The following is an 18,718-nucleotide window of genomic DNA, read 5'->3' as shown; positions in this document are numbered from 1 at the left end:
GTGCTGGTGGGACGGCCTCCGCGGCTAGTTGAGCAAACAACTACCGCCCGGACCGCGACCTGGACGACGACCCGGACGACTACCGCCGGTCGAGCCGGTACACCAGCTTCAGCCCGGACCACGTGGCGTCGATCGCCGCGATCTTCACGTCCACCAACCCGATCGGCAACGCCAGCGCGTCCTCACGGACCACGTTCTCGGTGACGTCGGTCACGACGCCCGAGGCCTTCTTCGGCCAGCACATCCACAGCGCGCCGCTCTTGGACAACAGGCCCGGGAGGTTGGCGTAGTCCTCGGTGAGCGTCGCACCGTCCTTGGCGAACGCCACGATCACGTCATACGGCCCGGCGCCGCCATCCGCGGCCGTCTCGACCGTCACGTCGTACGGCAGAGGCTGCGGATCGAAGTCGGCGGGGGCATCGTGGAAGAGCACGTAGTACCCGGCCTTGATGCCGAGTTTCTTGGGCAGCGGGGTGCCGGAGTAGCCGGCGGGCTGTGGGGATTGCGAGGACTGCGGGGAGGTCACGTCCGCAACCCTAATCCGGCAAACCGACTAGCCCAGGTAACTCAACGCGACGAACCTGCGGCCGTCGGCCGTCCACACCTGGCGCGCCACGTACCCGAGCGGCGCCGCCAACGCGAGCAGCGACTCGGATCCGATGCGGGCCCAACCGAATTCGTCCCCGCCACCGCCGCCGAACCGCACCCGATACCGCACGTCGACATCGTCCGCCTCGGTCTCCACGATCAGCTCCCCGCTGCGCGGCCGGATCAGAGTGCGCAGCCGCTCCAGCAACGCCCCGGGATCACCGCCGATCCCGATGTTCCCGTCCATCAACAGCGCGTGCGGCCACCGCCCGGCGCCCGGCAGCCGGTCGAAGATCGACCGGCGCAGCGCGCTCGCCCCGCTCGCGCGGCTCAGCAACAGCGCGAACGGCGCGACGTCCACCCCCAACGCCGGCACCCCGCGCCCGGCCAGCTCGGCGACCAGCCGCCCCGGCCCGCATCCCAGATCGAGGGTCGGGCCCTGGCAGCGGTCCAGGACGGCCTTGTCCACGGCGTCCGGCGGCGCGCTGAACTTCGCCGCGTCCAACAGCAGGGTCTCGCCGGAATCGGCGTGCAGGACCAGCTGCGCCGTCGGGTCATTGATCGCCCGGGCGTACGGCGCGCTGGCCGTCCAGACGCCGGCGTCGCTCACGCCGACACCGGCACAGACACCGGCGCTGACACCGGCACTGACACCGGCAGCAGCGCACCGACGGCACGCGCCACGGCAGCGAACCGCGACGCAGGAGCCGCGGCTGCGACCGCCGGGAGATCCGCGACGGTGTCGACGTCACGCAGCACCGGCAGCATCCGCACCCTGAGCCCGGCGTCGGTGAGCCGGCCGAGCTGCACGGCACCGGTCGTGTCCGTGGACATCGGCACGTCGAACAGCAGCCGCTCCAACGCCACCTCACGCGGACGACGGAAGCCCAGCGCCCAGAACCCGCCGTCCTCGGCCAGACCGATCGTCGCGTCCTCCCACGCCGTGGGCATACACGCCTCCAACAGCGGACCAGTCACCTGCGGCGTGTCCATCCCGACGAGCAGCACCGGCCCCGGATCAAGAACCGCGGCCTGCTGGAAAGCCGCAGCCAGCCGCCGATCGAGACCACCGGTCCCCTGCGGCACGACCGTGAACCCCGACTCGACAGGGACCAACGCCGGATCTCCTTCCAGAGCCAACAGCCGAAGCGAAACCCGTGCAGTGGCAACAGCTTCCAGCGTGTCGGCGAGCGCCGCGCGGGCCAGTTCGGCCCCCTGCTGCGGCGTGAACGGCGGCGTCAGCCGGGTCTTCACCCGGCCCGGAACCGGCGCTTTCGCGATGACGATCAGGGTGCTCATCGGGTCGCGGCCCTCCAGACTCGGCGCATGTCGCGGACGGCTTTGACGGTGCCGCCGACCGTTCCGGTGACCTTGGACTTGCCGGTGCGCGGCGCGTACGGGACGTCGGTCTCGGTGATGCGCCAGCCGCCTTGCGCGGCCTTGAGCACCATCTCCAGCGGGTAGCCGAACCGCCGGTCCTCGATCCCGAGCGCCAGCAGGTCCTCGCGCCGGGCGGCGCGCATCGGCCCGAGGTCGCGGATCCGCACGCCGGTCTCGCTCCGGATCCGCAGCGCCAGCAGCCGGTTGGCCAGGCGGGCGTGCGGGGGCCAGGCGTCGCGGGTCAGGGGCCTGCGTTGGCCGAGCGCGAGGTCGGCCTCGCCGCGGCGGACGGCGTCGGCGACCTTCGGCAGGTCTTCGGGGTCGAAGGAGCCGTCGCAGTCGAGGAAGCAGACGATGTCCGCCGTGGCGGCGAGCAGGCCCGCGTGGCAGGCGGCACCGAAGCCCCGGCGCGGCTCGTGGACGACGAGCGCCCCCAGCGACTCCGCCACCTCGGCGGAGCCGTCCGTGGAGCCGTTGTCGACGACGATGGCGCGGTAGCCGGCGGGGATCCGGGACAGGACATAGGGAAGCGCCGCTGCTTCGTCGAGGCACGGGAGGATGACGTCCGTTGGGCCGACAAGAACGGGAACCAGATCGCGATCGAGCTCACCACGGGCACGATCCGTTTCGCGACGCTGTGTCGCCGATCGGAGACGAAGTGTCTTGAAAACAGCCTGCCCGGCGAACACGACCACCAGCGCCCCCAACGCCCCGCCGTACCCCTGCACCGGCGAGCCGCCGGACTGCACGACGTACCCGGCGTACGGCACCCCGATCCACGCGATGCTCCGCCAGCCCGCGAACGCGATGAACAGCACCAACAGCTCGGCGTACCAGGCGAACGGCGGCGCGGTGACCAGGAACCCGACGCCCGCCAGCACCAGCGCGCCGCGCCAGGGCCGCTCCGGGTCGCTCAGGCGCCAGACCAGGATCGTGGCCACCACCAGGACGGCCACCGCCGCCGGTTTGACCAGCGGCCCCGGGAAGACCGCGTCCAGGAGCGCGAACCGCGTGCCGCTCTGGTAGCCCTCCTCGTTCAGATAGCCGCCGAGGAAGCCCTCGACGCCACTGCCGACGGCCAGGACATGCGGCAGATAGACCCCGACCACCACGCCGGCGATGGACGCCAACAGAACGAACGGCCGGCGGCGCAGAGCTCCGGGCACGGCCAGTGCAGGGGTCACCTTCGCCGCGATGCCGAGCCCGAGGAAGACTCCGCCGCGCGCAACGCGCTTCGAGGCGAGCGCCAGGAACGCGCAGGCGGTGAACAGAACGGCGAGGACGTCGGCGTGACCGCCGTTCCCGGCCTCGACGGCCACCGTCGGGCACCAGGCCCACAGCACGGCGTTCCGGGAATCGACGCCGATCCGCGGAAGTCCCACCAGGAGGACGACCGTGACGCCAAGGGCGAGCACCGCCGCCGAGATCTGGATGCCGCGCGGTCCCCACCAGTGCGCGAGGAAGTAGTACGCCTCGGCGACCGGCGGGTAGATCGTGTGCACGAGCGGGCGGTTGATGGACGTGCAGGCGGCGGTGATGCCCGGGGCCGAGGTCACGCAGTGGGACGGGTCGAGTCCGCGGCCGGTCGGCGGGAACAGGCCGGATCCGGCGCGCAGGCCCACCAGGCGCGTCGCCACCGGGACGTAGCGGTAGGGATCGATGCCAGAGGCCTGGACGCGGCCGTCCCACACGTACCGGTACAGGTCGTCGGAGTAGCGCGGCGCCGTGGTGAACGCCGCGATCTGCATCGCCGCCGCACCGCCGAGCGTCACCCACCGCGCCCACAGCGTCGGCAGCCCCGACACCGACCACGCGCCGACGAGGTACAGCGCGAACAGCGCGCCGAAATCCAGTTCGGCCTGTCCGCCGAAGCTGAGCTCCGAGGCGCCGTGGACGCGGACGATCGCGTAAACGCCCAGCGTGAGCAGCGTCGCGGCTCCCAGCGCAGCACCGAGCCGCACGATTCTCATGGGCTCAGACTGACCGGCGGCGGGCCTTCCCGGCGACGCTCCGCGCCGGGTCGTCACAGTTCCGTAAGGACTGGAAAGCCCCGTTCAGCGCTTCACACGGTGTTCCCTAGTACCGTGACGAGAGCTCCAGGCAAAATGTCGGGAAATGACTGATCACCGGGAAGGCGGCAATCCGATGGGCACGCCGGACTCCGCGAGCATCGTCGGTGACGATCCCGTCACCGACCGCGACGGCGGCGAGCCCGCGCTCGACGTCCTGGTCGTCGACGACGACGCCACCGTCGCCGAGGTCGTCGCCGCCTACCTCACCCGCGCCGGGTACAGCGTCCGCCGCGCCGCCGACGGGCCCTCCGCGGTCGCGGCGGCGGCCGAGCGGCTGCCGGACCTGATGGTGCTGGACCTGATGCTGCCCGGCTTCGACGGGTACGAGGTGCACCAGCGGGTCACCGCGCTGGGCGAGGTCCCGGTCATCATGCTGACCGCGCGCGGCGAGGAGGGCGACCGGATCCTGGGGTTGCAGGTCGGCGCCGACGACTACGTCACCAAGCCGTTCAGCCCCCGGGAGCTGGTGCTGCGGGCCGGAAGCGTGCTGCGGCGCTCGCGCGGCCGGAGCCGCGGACGGGGCCAGAGCCAGGGCGCCGAGCCGCCACAGGCCCCTGAGATCCTCGTCCTGGGCCGCCTGGAGGTCGACCTGACCGCGCACCGGGCCCGGCTGGCCGGCGAGCCGCTGGCCCTGACCGGCCGGGAGTTCGACCTGCTGGCGTTCCTGATGGCCAACCCGGGTCAGGCGTTCAGCCGCGCCGAGCTGATGCAGCAGGTGTGGGGCTGGTCCTTCGGCGACCAGTCGACCGTCACGGTGCACGTGCGGCGGCTGCGCGAGAAGATCGAGCCGGATCCGGCCGCGCCGTCGCTGATCGTGACGGTCTGGGGTGTCGGCTACCGGCTCGAAGCAGCGCTCGAAGCAGCGGAGGACGTCGATGCGTGACCAGTTGGAGATCATCGCCATGGGCGCCGGCTCCGCGGTCGGCGCCTCGCTCATCGGCTGGCTGGCGCTGCGGGCGCTGCGCGGCCGGTCGCTGCGCGCCTCGTTGTTCGCCTCGGCCGCGACGGCGGCGCTGGCGGTGGTCGCCGGCATCGTGATCGCCTCCCGCGCGATGTTCATCTCCTCGCACGACGCCGGGGTCTCGGTGATCGTCTCGCTGTCCGGCGCGGCGGTCACGCTGGCGCTGGCCTACCTGCTGGGCCGCAGCCTGGCGCACGACAGCCGCACGCTGCGCAGCGCCCTGCAGGCCCTCGGCGAGGGCGACGACGCCCCGAGCCCGGCGCGGAACGGCAAAGCCCTGATGACCGGCGAGCTGGCCCAGCTCGACCGGGAACTGCGGGCGACGCAGGCGAAGCTGGCCGAGTCGCGGGAGCGCGAGCGCGCGCTGGAACGCTCACGGCGCGAACTGGTCGCCTGGGTCTCGCACGACCTGCGCACCCCGCTGGCCGGGCTGCGTGCCATGGCCGAGGCCCTGGAGGACGGCGTCGCCACCGACCCGGCGCGCTACCACGTGCAGATGCGGCAGGCGGCGGACCGGCTGGCCGGCATGGTGGACGACCTGTTCGAGCTCTCGCGGATACACGCGGGCGCCCTGCGGCTGACGCTGGAGTCGGTGGCGCTGGCGGACCTGGTGGACGGCGCCCTGGCCGAGGGCCAGCCGCTGGCGCGAGCCCGCGGCATCGAGCTGTCGGGCGTGGTGACCACCCCGGCCACGGTGCGCGGCGATGTCAGGGAACTGTCACGCGCCCTGTCGAACCTGGTGGTGAACGCGATCCGGCACACCCCGGAGGACGGCACGGTCCGGATCGAGGCCTCCGCGCTGGCCCGCGCCGGCGAGAGCGGCGAACCGCGGGTACTGCTGGCCGTCACCGACGCCTGCGGCGGCATCCCGGACGAGGACCTGGACCGGGTCTTCGACGTGGCGTGGCGGGGCACGGCGGCCCGGACGCCGGAGACGGAGAGCCCGGTCGGGGCCGGCGCCGGCCTGGGGCTGGCCATCGTGCGCGGCATCGCCGAGGCACATTCGGGTGCTGTCACAGTCGGCAACGTGGACGGCGGGTGCCGCTTCGAGATGCTTTTGCCGGTTCCAGTGTGATTTTCTCTACGCCATTCGTTGAGGGTGCGGCGGAGGCGTGCGGGATCCGGGCCTAGGGTGGTCCGGGTCTACGGAGGGGATCACGTCCATGAAGCGCGTTCGTTTGACCGCATCCGCCATCGCCGCCTCGTCACTGGGGTCGCTCGGTCTGGTCGGCATCGGGGCGACCAGCGCCCACGCCGCCACCCCGACACCCAACACGGCGTTCAGCGGCAAGGGTTTCGACACCTGCAACGCGCCCACCAACGCGCAGATGGACGACTGGTACGCGCACTCGCCGTACCGGGGTGTCGGCGTCTACATCGGCGGCTCGGGCTACCTGTGCAAGACCGCGACTTCGCCGTCCGGCGGGTACACCTCGGACTGGGTGCAGCACCAGGCCGCGACCGGCTGGGGCATGTGGGCGATCTACGCGGGCAAGCAGGGCCTCGACCTGATCGCGTCCGGGGCGAACCCGGCCACCATGGGCAGCACCGACGGCGCCGACGCGGCGAAGCAGGCCCACAGCCTCGGCTTCGCCCCGGGCACGACGATCTTCGTCGACATCGAGACCTACCATGACACCGCGACGGCGCAGGCGGTCGACACCTACCTGAAGAACTTCGCGACCGCGCTGCAGCAGAGCAATCCCAGCTACAAGCTGGGCCTGTACGGCAACTCGCTGAACCCGGCCACCGATCACAGCGCCATCGGCGACGCCGCCGCGGACCCGGCCCTGCGAGCGCAGATATCCGCCGTCGACATCGCCGGCACCACCGCGGACCAGGCGAACTTCAACGCCACGACGAACGACCCGTACGTCCCGTCCACCGACTGGGGCAAGCACCAGCGGATCCACCAGTACTTCAAGAGCGTCAACCGCAGCTACGGCTCCACGTCCCTGAACGTGGACGAGGACCAGGTGGACCTGGCCGCCACCGCGCACGTGAACATCGACCCCTCGCAGCAGCACGCGGTGCGCTGGGCCGGCAGCGACCGGATCGGCACGGCCATCGCGGTGTCGCAGCAGATGTGGCCGACCACCACCGGCAACAAGAACGACTTCTACGCCCCCGGCGACAAGCGCCCGCTGGCCAAGGCCGCGGTCCTGAGCCGCTCGGACCAGTTCGCGGACGCCCTCGGCGGCTCGGCGCTGGCCGCGCACACCGGCGGGCCGCTGCTGCTGACCCAGACCGCGACCCTGAACTCAGCGGCCGCCGCCGAACTGCAGCGGACGCTGGCGCCGGGCGCCACGGTGTACCTGCTCGGCGGAGAGAAGGCCATCTCGCCCGACGTCGCCAGCGCCGTGGCCCGCCTGGGGTACGACCCGGTCCGCGTCGGCGGCAGCGACCGGTTCCAGACCTCCGCGATGATCGCGGGCACCATGTCCAGGGACATGCTGGACTCGAACGGCCACCACGTCGTGCAGCGGGTCCTGCTCGCCACCGCGAACAACTTCCCCGACGCGCTCGCCGCCGGAACCGCGGCCGGCGCGACCCCGGACACCATCCTGGTGCTGACGAACGACACCCAGATGCCCGCGTCGGTGTCGTCGTTCCTGAACCAGGGCCTGACCGCCGGCGCGAACTACTACCCCGTCGGCGGCGCGGCGAACAAGGCGGCGAAGTCCCTCGCCTCCTTCGTCCCGGCCGCGAACCTGAAGCTGAACACCCTGGTCGGCGACACCCGCTACGGCACTGCCGCCCTGGTCGCCCGCCAGTTCTTCGGCTCCACCGGCACTCCCCACATGTACGGCGTGGCGACCGGCTCCAACTGGGCCGACGCCCTCTCCGGCGGTGCCGCGATGGGCACCCTGGACGGCCCGCTGCTGCTGACCGAGCCCACCGGCCTGGACCCCGCCACCCGCGGGTTCCTGAACGACGAGCAGGCCGGCGGCTCGATCGAGGTCGGCGTGGTGCTGGGCGGAACGGCGGCGGTTTCGAACGGGGTGCTGAACAGCTTGTAGGACCTTGGCTTGGGGTCGGCGGCACCGGGATTCGGTGCCGCCGACTCGGTTTTTGCGCACTGCGGCCACTAGTCCTTGTCGAACTGGAGCAGGACCGTCACCGCGACCGCCACGCCGACCAGGAGTTCCAGCCCGGCGGTGAAGGCGTGGGTGTAGGCGGCGGGGGTGGGCGCGGAGCCGAGGGCGGAGTAGAAGACGATGCCGATCACGGCGACCCCGACCGCGCCGCCGACCTGCATCACCGTGGACACCACGCCCGAGGCGGCGCCGGTGTGCTGCGGGGCGACCCGGCCCATGGCGCCGGCGGCCAGCGGGCCGATCGCCAGGCCCATGCCCGCGCCGTCGCCGACCAGGGCCGGGATCGTCCAGAGCAGCGAGCCGTGGGTGCCGGTGAGGTGGAGCGTGACGATCAGGTCGACCAGGCTGACGGCCATCAGCAGCGTGCCGACGGCGGCGGTCTGTGCTTGTCCTCGAAAACCCCGACCCAGGCGCGCGGTGAGCTTCTGCGCGACCATCGAGGTGAGCAGGTAGCCGACGCCGATCGCGGTGAAGACCAGGCCGGCGTGCAGTGCGTCCAGGCCGCGGCCGATCTGCAGGTAGAGGGCGAAGATCAGGAAGAACGAGCCCTGACCCATCCAGAACACGATCTGGGCGATGATGCTCCGGGTGAAGCCCTTGCTGCGGAACAGCGCCGGGTCGATCAGCGGCGACTTCTGGGCGGCGGCCAGGCGGCCCTGGTACCAGCCGAAAGCGCCGAACAGGATGAGCGCGGCGGCGAAGCTCAGCCAGGTCCACAGCGGCCAGCCCTGGCTCTGTCCCTGGATCAGCGGCAGCACGGTCGCGACGAGCGCGGCACTGACCATCGCGACGCCGGGAACGTCCAGGCGCGTGCGGGCGGCACCCTCGGCCTTGGACTCCGGCACGGCGCGGGGCACGAGGATCAGGGCCACGGCGCCGACCGGCACGTTGATCAGGAAGCAGCTGCGCCAGCCGAGCCCGGAGAAGTTCAGGTCGATCAGCACGCCGCCGATCAGCTGGCCGAAGACCGCGGCCAGGCCCATCGCGAGGGCGTAGGCGGTGAAGGCGCGGACCCGCTTGGCGCCTTCGAAGGCGGTGCCGATGATGGCGAGCGTCTGCGGGCTCAGCAGCGCCGCGCCGATGCCCTGCACAACCCGCGAGGCGATGAGGACGTCGGCGGTCGGCGCCATCCCGCAGGCGGCCGACGCGGCGGTGAACAGCGCCATGCCGAGCGCGTACATCCGGCGGCGCCCGAACATGTCGCCCAGCCGGCCCGCGGTGATGACCCCGGCCGCGACGGTGAGGCCGTACCCGGCGACGATCCACTGGATCGCGGCTGGCGAGGCGTGCAGGTCGCGCTGGGTGGCGGGGATCGCGACGTTGACGATGAAGATGTCGAGGGTGGTCATGAAGACCCCCGCGAGGAGGACCAGGAGCGTCAGGTTCTGGGCCCGGGCGCTGTCGCGCGGAGCTTCTGCTTCGGTGCGCGCTGCGGGCGCCTCGTGCGCCTCGCTGGCCGGTGTCGCCAGCCGGATCTGTGTCGTCTTCAAGATCTCAGTGGTGGTCATGGGATCAACGATGGCTTCGCGGGGTCATGGGGACGATTACCTGGCGGGTAATCGTGAGGTCATGGCCCCGGCGGCATCGTTGAGGGCACAGGCCGCCGGGCAAGCCGGGGCCGGAACGGAAGGCAGTCCCATGACTGACGTCAAGAACCTGATCGACGGCTACATCGCCGCGTGGAACGAGACCGATGCCGACGCCCGCGCCAAGAAGGTCGCGGAGGTCTTCGTCGAGGAGGTCGAGTACACCGATCCACTGGCGTCGGTGCACGGGCACGCGGAGCTCAGTGCCCTGATCGGCGGGGCGCAGGGGCAGTTCGCCGGGCTGACGTTCCGGTTGGCCGGAGAGCCGGACGCGCACCATGACGTCGTGCGCTTCACCTGGGAGCTGGCGGCAGGCTCGGACGAGGCGCTGGTGGTCGGGTTCGACGTGGCGCTGATCGCTCCCGACGGGCGGATCGGGGCGGTCGCCGGGTTCCTGGACAAGGTGCCCGCGATGTGAACGGTGGCGATGGGTTACGCCGGAGGGCGATGGTCGGGGGCTTCGGCTCCGGGCCGCCGCCCTCGGCGTTGTGGTTGGAATCTTGATCGGTGCTGTGGTCAGCGTTTTGTGATGTTCCCGTCGCGCGGCGTCAGACCCTCAGCGCTTTGAGCTCTTCGTCGTCTTCGGGGGCACGGCGGGCGCCTTCGCGCCGGTCGGCGCCGGGTTGCCGGTCGGCGTGGGCGTCGTCGGCGCCGGGTTCCCAGCCGGCGCCGTGTTCTGCGCCGCGTTGCCCGGGATCGCGCCCGGCTGGCTCGTCGTGCGCTTGGCCTGCGGCGTGGCGGCGTCCACCGCGGCGCCGACCACCAGCGGCTGCGGGCGGGTGGCGCCGAGGTAGTCGGCGGCGCCGATCGGGTCGAAGCGGATCGAGGCGCCGGTGTGCGGGGCGTCGATCATCACGCCGCCGCCGACGTAGATGCCGACGTGGTGGATGCTGCCCGGGTTGGACAGGTCGGTGGCGTAGAAGACCAGGTCGCCGGGCTGGAGCTGGGCGACCGGGACGTGCGGGCCGGTGTACCACTGCTCGGAGGCGGTGCGGGGCATGGTGATGCCGACCGAGGTGTAGGCGGCCTGGACCAGGCCGGAGCAGTCGAAGCGGCCGTCGGTGCCGTCGCCGCCCCACTCGTAGGGGGTGCCGAGGCGGTTGTAGGCGTAGGCGATCGCGCGCACGGCCATGTCGGAGGGCGCGATGGTCGGGTCCGGGGCGCGGAAGGCCTGTTCCAGGGCCTTGATGTTCTTCACGTAGTTCTGCGTCTCGGAGTATGGCGGGATTCCGCCATACTGCTCGACCGCGCCGGGCCCGGCGTTGTAGCCGGCGAGCATGTTGGAGACCACGTCGCCGCCGACGCCGGAGACCTGGTGCGCGATGGCGCAGTCGTAGCGCGCGGCTGCCGGGATCGCGTCGGCCGGGTTGCGCGGATCCTGTTTGCCGTCGCCGTCCTGCGGTGATGACCAGTTGGGCCAGGTGCCGGGCATGAACTGGGCGATCCCTATGGCGCCGGCCGGGGAGACGATGGTCGGGTTGAAGCCCGACTCCTGGTACAGCTGCGCGGCCAGCAGGGAGGGGGTGAGCTCCGGGCACATGTGGCCGTAGTGCTCCATCAGCACGGAGTCCGCGGCGGGCACCGTGCCGTCGGCGATCCGGCCGACGGGGCTGAGGGTGGAGCTGCCGGCGGCCACGCTCATGGTGCCGACCACGATCGCGCCTACCAGAAGGAAGGGAGTGGCCACCAGCGACGCGCCGATGATGATCGATGTCTTCATCAGGACCCTTCCTCCCTTCAGTTGATCATCGGATCAACCGATAACCAAGGTGTGCCGCAGGCGGATCGAGGAAAACGACACCATAGACAAGGTATCTGCCGTCCGCGTCATCCTCGTAGACTGAGTTCCCTACGCTACCGGCAGTGACACCACATCGTGAGTACGACGAACACCACCGTTATAACCACAGGACTGGAGGCAGGCGGTCATCGTGTCTGCACTGCAAACTCTGCATGGCGCGGCGCACACCGTGGCCACGTTCCTCACCGCTACGCCGACGCCGGCACCGCCGTCGGGCAACGACATCAACACGATCATCGGCGGGATCGCCCCGAACTGGGGCCCCTTCGGCCAGGTCGGCAACGAGGCCAGGGTGATGATCGAGGTCATCATGGCCACCGCGATCATCATCTGCCTGGGCATCGCGGTCTGGGGCGCGGCCAAACAGCGCATCGGCGCCACGGCGCTGCGCGACACCTTCTCTGCCGAGCAGGGCAAGGGCCTGATCGTGGCCGGCCTGACCGGTGTGTTCATCATCGGATCCCTCGGCACCCTGTTCACCATCGTCTACGGCATGGCGATCTGACCGGCGCGGCCCCCCGCGATCACACAGGCGACCTCACCCGAGGTCAAGGCCAACCCAAAGCACTGCCACCGCGCGCCGCCCGGCAAACCCGCACGAAGCCATCCGGGTATTTGTTAGGAACTGGTGGCCCGACACGACGACGATGTAACACGACCGGGACGTCCGGGGTGGGGAGACTTGAACATGGTTATCGACGGCGGTAGCGGCGGTCCGGGCCGCACGGGCGACGGCGGACCGCGCCGCGGCCGGCCCGGACGCGCACCGCGCATCGAGCAGCCGCAAACCGTCATCCGCCTCCCCAAGGACCCCTACGAAGGCGAGTTCAAGGCCCCCAGAGGACGCCGCGGCCGCGGCGTCCTGGCCCTGGCCGCGATCGTGGTGGTGGTCGCGGCGGTGATCGCGATCAACAGCAGCAAGCACAACAACAGCTCCACGAGCCAGGGCGCGAGCACGGGCGTCGGGGGCGGGGTGCCTGCGGCCACGGCTACGGTCGGGGAGAGCGCGTCAGCGGGAGCTTCGACTCCTGCTTTCCCGACGCAGTCCGGGGCGAACAACGTGCTGACCGGATACACCGAAACCCAGAACGGCGCCGTCTCCGCAGCGGCCAACTTCGTCTCGGCCTACGGCTCCGAGGCGATGATGACCGCCGGCTCGCGCCACCAGCTGGTCCACCAGATCGCCGACCCGGCGATAGAGGGCAACCTCCAGCAGCAGCTGGACAAGGCTTTCACGCTGGCCGCACAGGGCTTCGGCCTCGACAAGAACGGCAACGCGCCGACCGGTCAGACCTTTGTGAGCCGGGCTGTGCCGTTCGGGACTTCGGTCACGAATTACAGCGCGACGAAGGCGACAGTGGCCGTGTGGATCAACATGATCGCGGGAACAGCGGGTCAGGGTTCGACACATCCCGTATCCGAGACCTGGAGTACGGTCACGTTGAACCTAAGTTGGGTAAACGGAGACTGGAAGTGGAGTAGCTTCACTCAGGCGGATGGCCCCACGCCGGTCCCTGCCGGTCAACAGGTGTCCTCGTCTAGCGACCTCCAGCAGGCCGTCAAGCAGTTCGCGAGGCTCCGCTATGCACCTTAGTTGGCGCTTGACCGACCCGGCTGACCCGTGCGCGCTGCTCACGGGGAAGCTCAAGGACGCCTGCGAGAGCACCCAGCAGATGGTGAACGGCACCCCCGCCCCACCCGGAACCCAAAACGGCGTCCCCAACACCGCCAGCACGATCACCGATCCCCTCGGCTCCATCGCCCGTGGCTGTGCCGAGGCGGCGCAGTGGGTCATCAACAACCTGTCGGATGCGATCACCAAGACCGCGACCGTCAACTTCACCAACTTGGGGTTCCTGAAGCAGTATGCGATCGTGTTCGCCGCGTCGGCGATCCTGACCGTGCTGCTTTGGTTGTTGTCTGTGGTGAAGCGGGCGGTGCGGGGGGATTCCATCGTCACTGCGATAGGTGAGGCGACCGGGTTCCTGTGGATGGCGGTGCTGGCCTCGGCTTTCACGCCGGTGATTCTGGCTGGGATGGTCAAGATCACCGACAGCGTCTCTGATGCCATCGGCAATGGGTCCAGTGCTGATCGGAATGGGTTCCTGGCGTCGTTTTCGCATGCCCTGGACCCGAACTCGGGGCTCGGCGGCGGGCCGATCATGCTGATCTTCGTCTCCGTGTTGTCGATGATCGCCGCCGCGTTGCTCTGGTTGGAGCTGATCATCCGGGCTGCGATGCTCTATGTCGGGGCCGCACTCGCCACTGCCGTGTACGCCGGGTTCGTCGACAAGTCCATGTGGGGGCATATCCGGCGGTGGATCGGCTTGATGATCTCCATCGACCTCATCAAGCCGATCATCGTGATCGTGTTGTCGCTCGCCACCGCCGTGTCCTCGGGGAATCAGGACTCGTTCAGCGCCGTGCTGTCCGGTCTGGCGATCATGATCCTGTCGATCTTCGCCTCCGGGCTGGTCTACCGCTTCGTGCCCGCTTTCGGCGATGAGATGCTGACGCTGCAGAAGGAGCGCGCGGCGAAGATCGGCAAGGCCGCGATCACCAGCGCCGCGTTCACGTCGCCGGCCGGCACGATGCGCAACGGTATGGCCACGCACGCCAACCGCATCAGCGGTGCCTTCGCCGGTGGCGGGGGTGGCGGCAACATGGGCAGTGCGATCGCCGGGATGTCGGTGGGTGCGCTCGCCGGCGGCGCGGGTGCTGCAGCCGGGATCGCGGCGCACACCGGCAGAGCCCTGACAGTGCGGCCCGGTGCCGACGGCGGCGGTCAGGGCAGCGGTGCCGGTGGAAACGGCGGCAGCGGCGGTGGAGGCAATGGCGGCGGCAACGGCGGCTCGGCCACCTCCCCCTCACGCCTGCGCGCCACGCCGGCTCCCGTCGTCCCCAACCCCCCGCCGCCTCCGCGCGGCGGTTCCTGACGAGACCGGTGAAGGAGGCGAGGACGTGATGAGAGACAACAAGAGTTCCGAGAGGCACCCGACCACCACCGAATTCGCCTCCTGCGACCCCGCCACCGCCCGCACCCAGGTAGCGTCAAGGAGAACCCCCGGCCGCGCACCGAGAACACCCGCACCCCCGCTGGAAGGCACCGCCGTGAGCACCACGCCAAGCAGTGACCACCGCCCCGCAGCGACCCGAGCCGCGGGCGGGAGCCGACGGGGGGCCCGGCCATGAGCACCACCCAGCAGGAGCCACCGCAGTACCGCCGCGCCTACCTCCTGGGCAAGGCCAAGCCCAGCGCGCTGATCGGCCGCAACCGGGAGACCGGCGAGATCGGCGTCATCGTGGTCTGCTGCGGGCTCTCGCTGCTCTCCGGCTTCTTCGTGCCCACCACCTTCCTGAAGGTCCTGGGCATCCTCGCGGGTCCCGCGCTGGCGCTGGTCGTCGTGTTCATGCCCTACAACGGCCGCACCATCTACAAGTGGTTCGAGATCAACCGCTCCTACAAGCGGCTGCTGCGCTCGCCGCAGGGCACCTGGCGGTCGCGCGCCATGGAGGCCGGGACCCGGATGGACGGCGCCGAGGTCGAGATCGGTCCCCCGCCGGGGGTGGGGCGGCTGCGGTGGCTGCGGGCGCAGTTCGGGCCGGACGAGATCGCGGTGCTGATGCACCTGGACCGCCGGACCGTCACCGCCACGCTGGAGATCGAGGGACCCGGCGTCGGCTCGCGGGACTCCGAGGACCAGGAGGCGCTGGTCGACCGGTTCGGCACGCTGCTGCGGCACGTGGCCAACGGCGACGGCTTCGTCACCCGGCTGCAGATGCTCGCCCGCACGCTGCCGGCCGATCCCGACGCGCACGCCAAAGACGTGGCGAGAAGAGGCGACGAACAGTCCCCCCGCTGGCTCCAGGAGTCCTACGAGCACCTGCTGTCCATGGTCTCGACCTCCTCCGAGCAGCACCGGGCCTATCTGGTCGCCTGCATGCCCTACACCAAGGACCTCGCCTCCGAGGCCTACGTCATCGGCCGCGGCGCCGTGGACGTCGGCCTGGGCATCATCATGGCCCGCGAGCTCGCCGACATCTGCGCCCGGCTGGCCGACGCCGACATCAAGGTGCGCCAGCCGCTGGGCCCGGTCGCGCTGTCCTCGCTGATCCACTCGATGTACGACCCCGATCACCCGATCGACCACCTGCACGCCATGTCCCGGCGCAACGCCTGGCCGGCCGAGCTCGACGCCACGCATCCGCAGTTCCTGCGCGCCAAGACCCGCGAGTCGGTGACCGCCGAGCCCTGGTGCCACGCCACCGCGTGGATCAAGGAGTGGCCGCTGACCCCGGTCGGCGTGAACTTCCTGGCGCCGCTGCTGGTTCACACCCCCGACGTGATCCGCACGGTCGGGGTGACGATGGACCTGGAGCCCACCGACATCGCCATCGAGCGGATGCTCACCGAGAAGATCAACACCGACGCCGAGGCCTCCCGCCAGGCCAAGCTCGGCCGGGTCGACGACCCGCGGGAGCGGGCCCACGCCGGCCGCGTCGACCAGCGCGGCGAGGACCTGGCCTCCGGCGCCGCCGGGGTGAACCTGGTCGGCTACATCACCGTCTCGGCGCGCGGCCCGGAGCAGCTGAACCGGGACAAGCGCACGATCCGGGCCTCGGCGGGCAAGTCGTTCCTCAAGCTGGAGTGGTGCGACCGCGAACACCACAGGGCGTTCACCAACACCTTGCCGTTCGCGACCGGGCTGCGGAAGTAAGGAGACGCAACACGCCATGGCCGGACGCTCCATCATGGACTCCCTGACCGAGGGCTTCGCCTCGCTGGTCTTCGGCAAGGTCGAGACCACCCGGCCGCCGGTGCGCACCTCGTCCTCGCAGGCGCAGGCGGTCTATCTGCCCACCGCCGCGCCGGGCCTGGGCGACTCCGGCGTCATCATCGGCCGCGAGGTGTACTCCGGCAAGGGCTACGTCTACGACCCCTTCCAGCTCTACGGCCAGCAGCTGCCGGCCCCGCACTGGCTGGTGCTCGGCGAGTCCGGCAACGGCAAGTCGGCGCTGGAGAAGACGTACGTGCTGCGCCAGCTCCGCTTCAAGGACCGCCAGGTGGTGGTCCTGGACGCGCAGGGCGAGGACGGCGTCGGCGAGTGGCACCTGATCGCCGAATCCCTCGGCGTCACCCCGGTCCGCCTGGACCCGCACGGCGTGCGCGGCGACAGCATCCGCCTGAACCCGCTGGACCCCGCGATCGCCACCACCGGCCAGCTCGCGCTGCTGCGGACCATAGTCGAGGTGGCCCAGGGCCGGCCGCTGGACGAGCGCGCCGGCTACGCGCTGAAGGCGGCGCACCTGCGGGTCGGCGAGGCGGCGCTGAAGTACGGCCGCCAGCCGATCCTGTCCGATGTCGTCGAGGCCCTGCGCACACCGCTGACCAGCGCCGCCGAGGACATGAACGTGACCATAGAGGACGTGCAGGCCTGGGGCCTGGACGTCGCGCTGGTCCTGGACCGCCTGGTCGACGGCGACCTGGCGGGCATGTTCGACGGCCCCACGACGCAGGGCATCGACCTGGACTCGCCGCTGATCGTCTTCGACCTGTCGGCCATCGACCGCAACTCGATCGGCATGCCGATCCTGATGGCCATCGTCGGCGTCTGGCTGGAGCACACGTGGCTGCGCCCGGACCGGGTGAAGCGCATCCTGCTGGTCGAAGAGGCCTGGCACATCATCAACTCGCCGTTCGTGGCGCAGCTGTTCCAGCGGCTGCTGAAGTTCGGACGGCGGCTCGGCCTGTCGTTCGTCGCGGTGGTGCACCACCTGTCCGACGTCGTGGACGGGGCCGCGGCCCGCGAGGCGGCGGCGATCCTGAAGATGGCCTCGACCCGCACGGTCTACATGCAGAAGGCCGACGAGGCGCGCACCACGGGCAAGGTCCTGGGACTTCCGCGCTGGGCGGTGGAGATCATCCCGTCGCTGACGCCGGGCATCGCGGTCTGGGACGTGAACGGCGACGTGCAGGTCGTGAAGCACATCATCACCGAGCACGAGCGGCCGCTGGTGTTCACCGACCGCGCCATGACCGAGAGTTCGGCGGACGCCGCCGCGATTCTGGCCGCGAACGCCATGGCGGCGGCCCTGCCGCCCGGCTCGGCCGAGGAGACGGCGGCACTGGAGGCGGCCGAGGCGGAGCGCATCGCGGCCCTGCCCGCGCCCGCCGCGCCGGTGCGGGCGATCGCCTCGGGCAACCAGCAGCCGCTGGAGCGCGAACGGCGGTGGGCGGTGGAGCCGATCGACGCGGACGGCGACGACGAGCTGACGGCCATCGCCGGGACGCTGTTCGGGAAGAAGGCCGAGCTTCCGTATCAGCAGGCTGTCGAAACGCCGGAGAACCAGGGTTGGTGATCGCCCTGCCGGCGGCGCCGAGCAGGGTGCCGATGTTCGCGATGCCGACGTGGTCCTGGCCAGCCGTCGCGGACATCGAGCCTCGGCCGACTCGGCAGCACATCAGGAGCATCCTCCAGTATCAGGAGCCTGACGGGCGTCAGAAGTCCGTCGCCTGAATCTGGTCGCTCATAAGGGGAAATCCAGTATCCGCGACGCCATCACCTCGCTGCGGCACGGCCACACGTCCCCGCACGTGCAGAACTCGGGCCCCGGTTCCCCGTCCAGCCCCCGCACCTCGACCTTCTGGTGCACCGCGAACAACACCCCCACCCAGTTCCGGTAGTCCGGGGCGATGTACTCGTCAAGACTTGCGACACTCATCTGTATGTCCTCCAGTCTCCGCGACGTCCGGCGACACCGTCTTCCAGACACCGTGTGCAACGACGACGGCCGGTGCGGGTGACGGGTGAATTCTGGGGGTGACGCTATTGGAGACCGCCGACAGGTACGGCCGGTCCCGATAAGCCTTCGACAAACCCCGCGACCTGTGCAGTAAGGCCCCCTGAGGTACCCGAGCACCATACCTAAGGTACCTCACCCCCCAAGGACTGGCCGGATGCCTCATGTGTAGGTGGCACCTCCGGCTGGAGACTAGTACATGTCACCGAAGTGGGGACCTTCGAGAGGCAGGGGAACCAACATCATGAACAACACCGTTTTCACCGTCGAGATTGCCAACGCCCACCGCACTGACCTGATCAACCAGGCCCGCCGGTACGGACTGGCCAAGCGTGCCCGCCGGTGCCAGGACATATCCGCGGACAAGGTACATACCGTGCACGGTGGATCACGTTCCGGTGAAAGGTCGATGACCTGAGCGGGACCCCTGT

16 protein-coding genes and 2 pseudogenes are annotated in these 18,718 nt (G+C 70.5%); 10 read left to right on the top strand and 8 right to left on the bottom strand.

Annotated features, from left to right (window positions below; genetic code table 11):
* Window positions 1–79: 79 nt before the first annotated feature.
* The 5 genes and pseudogenes from GWK61_RS08645 to GWK61_RS60640 form a co-directional block, all read right to left on the bottom strand.
* A complete protein-coding gene (locus GWK61_RS08645; protein ID WP_194906851.1) occupies window positions 80–526 on the bottom strand; it encodes a DUF3052 domain-containing protein in 447 nt (148 codons plus the stop codon).
* A gap of 27 nt (window positions 527–553) precedes the next feature.
* On the bottom strand, window positions 554–1,198 hold the full coding sequence (locus tag GWK61_RS08640) for a class I SAM-dependent methyltransferase (RefSeq protein ID WP_194906850.1): 645 nt from the start codon (window positions 1,196–1,198) through the stop codon (window positions 554–556).
* Window positions 1,195–1,887, bottom strand: a complete 693-nt coding sequence (locus tag GWK61_RS08635; protein ID WP_194906848.1) for a TIGR04282 family arsenosugar biosynthesis glycosyltransferase — start codon at window positions 1,885–1,887, stop codon at window positions 1,195–1,197. Before GWK61_RS08635 ends, GWK61_RS08640 begins: the two co-directional genes overlap by 4 nt.
* Window positions 1,884–2,561 (bottom strand): glycosyltransferase family 2 protein, encoded by a 678-nt coding sequence (locus tag GWK61_RS60645; RefSeq protein ID WP_369125569.1) that lies wholly within the window; start codon window positions 2,559–2,561, stop codon window positions 1,884–1,886. The genes GWK61_RS08635 and GWK61_RS60645 overlap by 4 nt, the downstream gene beginning before the upstream one ends.
* Before the next feature lie 273 nt (window positions 2,562–2,834).
* Window positions 2,835–3,716, bottom strand: a pseudogene (locus GWK61_RS60640) (glycosyltransferase 87 family protein); the annotation flags it as partial.
* Window positions 3,717–4,113: 397 nt separating this feature from the next.
* Between GWK61_RS60640 and GWK61_RS08625 the strand changes: the two are divergent.
* The 3 genes from GWK61_RS08625 (at window position 4,114) to GWK61_RS08615 (ending at window position 8,021) form a co-directional block, all read left to right on the top strand.
* Window positions 4,114–4,923 carry a response regulator transcription factor gene (locus GWK61_RS08625; RefSeq protein WP_438939760.1) on the top strand — a complete coding sequence of 270 codons (810 nt, stop codon included), beginning with the start codon at window positions 4,114–4,116 and terminating at the stop codon, window positions 4,921–4,923.
* The gene (locus GWK61_RS08620) at window positions 4,916–6,076 is read left to right on the top strand and encodes a sensor histidine kinase (RefSeq protein WP_194906844.1); all 1,161 of its coding nucleotides are present in this window, start codon (window positions 4,916–4,918) and stop codon (window positions 6,074–6,076) included. Before GWK61_RS08625 ends, GWK61_RS08620 begins: the two co-directional genes overlap by 8 nt.
* Before the next feature lie 88 nt (window positions 6,077–6,164).
* A complete protein-coding gene (locus GWK61_RS08615) occupies window positions 6,165–8,021 on the top strand; it encodes a cell wall-binding repeat-containing protein (RefSeq protein ID WP_194906842.1) in 1,857 nt (618 codons plus the stop codon).
* Window positions 8,022–8,089: 68 nt separating this feature from the next.
* Here GWK61_RS08615 and GWK61_RS08610 read toward each other — a convergent pair whose 3' ends face one another.
* A complete protein-coding gene (locus GWK61_RS08610; protein ID WP_228561967.1) occupies window positions 8,090–9,607 on the bottom strand; it encodes an MFS transporter in 1,518 nt (505 codons plus the stop codon).
* Window positions 9,608–9,737: 130 nt separating this feature from the next.
* On the opposite strand from GWK61_RS08610, the gene GWK61_RS08605 reads away from it, so the two are divergent.
* Window positions 9,738–10,103: a nuclear transport factor 2 family protein gene (locus tag GWK61_RS08605; protein WP_194906840.1), complete on the top strand. Its 366-nt coding sequence runs from the start codon at window positions 9,738–9,740 to the stop codon at window positions 10,101–10,103.
* A gap of 138 nt (window positions 10,104–10,241) precedes the next feature.
* Here GWK61_RS08605 and GWK61_RS08600 read toward each other — a convergent pair whose 3' ends face one another.
* Window positions 10,242–11,405, bottom strand: coding sequence for a C40 family peptidase (locus GWK61_RS08600; RefSeq protein WP_194906838.1), 1,164 nt, complete (start codon window positions 11,403–11,405; stop codon window positions 10,242–10,244).
* Between the two features lie 250 nt (window positions 11,406–11,655).
* Between GWK61_RS08600 and GWK61_RS08595 the strand changes: the two genes are divergently transcribed.
* The 5 genes and pseudogenes from GWK61_RS08595 to GWK61_RS08575 form a co-directional block, all read left to right on the top strand.
* Entirely contained in the window at window positions 11,656–11,991 is a 336-nt protein-coding gene (locus tag GWK61_RS08595) for a DUF8827 family protein (protein WP_194906871.1), read from the top strand.
* 183 nt (window positions 11,992–12,174) lie between these two features.
* A complete protein-coding gene (locus GWK61_RS08590; RefSeq protein WP_194906836.1) occupies window positions 12,175–13,080 on the top strand; it encodes a DUF8175 domain-containg protein in 906 nt (301 codons plus the stop codon).
* Window positions 13,081–13,087: 7 nt separating this feature from the next.
* Window positions 13,088–14,422, top strand: coding sequence for a hypothetical protein (locus tag GWK61_RS08585; protein ID WP_228561966.1), 1,335 nt, complete (start codon window positions 13,088–13,090; stop codon window positions 14,420–14,422).
* A 252-nt stretch (window positions 14,423–14,674) separates the two neighbouring features.
* Window positions 14,675–16,204 carry an SCO6880 family protein gene (locus GWK61_RS08580; protein ID WP_194906833.1) on the top strand — a complete coding sequence of 510 codons (1,530 nt, stop codon included), beginning with the start codon at window positions 14,675–14,677 and terminating at the stop codon, window positions 16,202–16,204.
* A 16-nt stretch (window positions 16,205–16,220) separates the two neighbouring features.
* Window positions 16,221–17,612, top strand: a pseudogene (locus GWK61_RS08575) (ATP-binding protein); the annotation flags it as partial.
* A gap of 402 nt (window positions 17,613–18,014) precedes the next feature.
* Here GWK61_RS08575 and GWK61_RS08570 read toward each other — a convergent pair.
* Window positions 18,015–18,209 (bottom strand): hypothetical protein, encoded by a 195-nt coding sequence (locus GWK61_RS08570; RefSeq protein WP_194906831.1) that lies wholly within the window; start codon window positions 18,207–18,209, stop codon window positions 18,015–18,017.
* 322 nt (window positions 18,210–18,531) lie between these two features.
* On the opposite strand from GWK61_RS08570, the gene GWK61_RS08565 reads away from it, so the two are divergent.
* A complete protein-coding gene (locus tag GWK61_RS08565) occupies window positions 18,532–18,705 on the top strand; it encodes a hypothetical protein (protein WP_194906829.1) in 174 nt (57 codons plus the stop codon).
* Window positions 18,706–18,718 lie beyond the last annotated feature (13 nt).

This window comes from Catenulispora rubra (assembly GCF_015356825.1).
GTDB lineage: Bacteria > Actinomycetota > Actinomycetes > Streptomycetales > Catenulisporaceae > Catenulispora > Catenulispora rubra.
The sequence above is the reverse complement of the archived record's forward strand: the minus strand, read 5'-3'. Positions and strand labels throughout refer to the sequence as shown.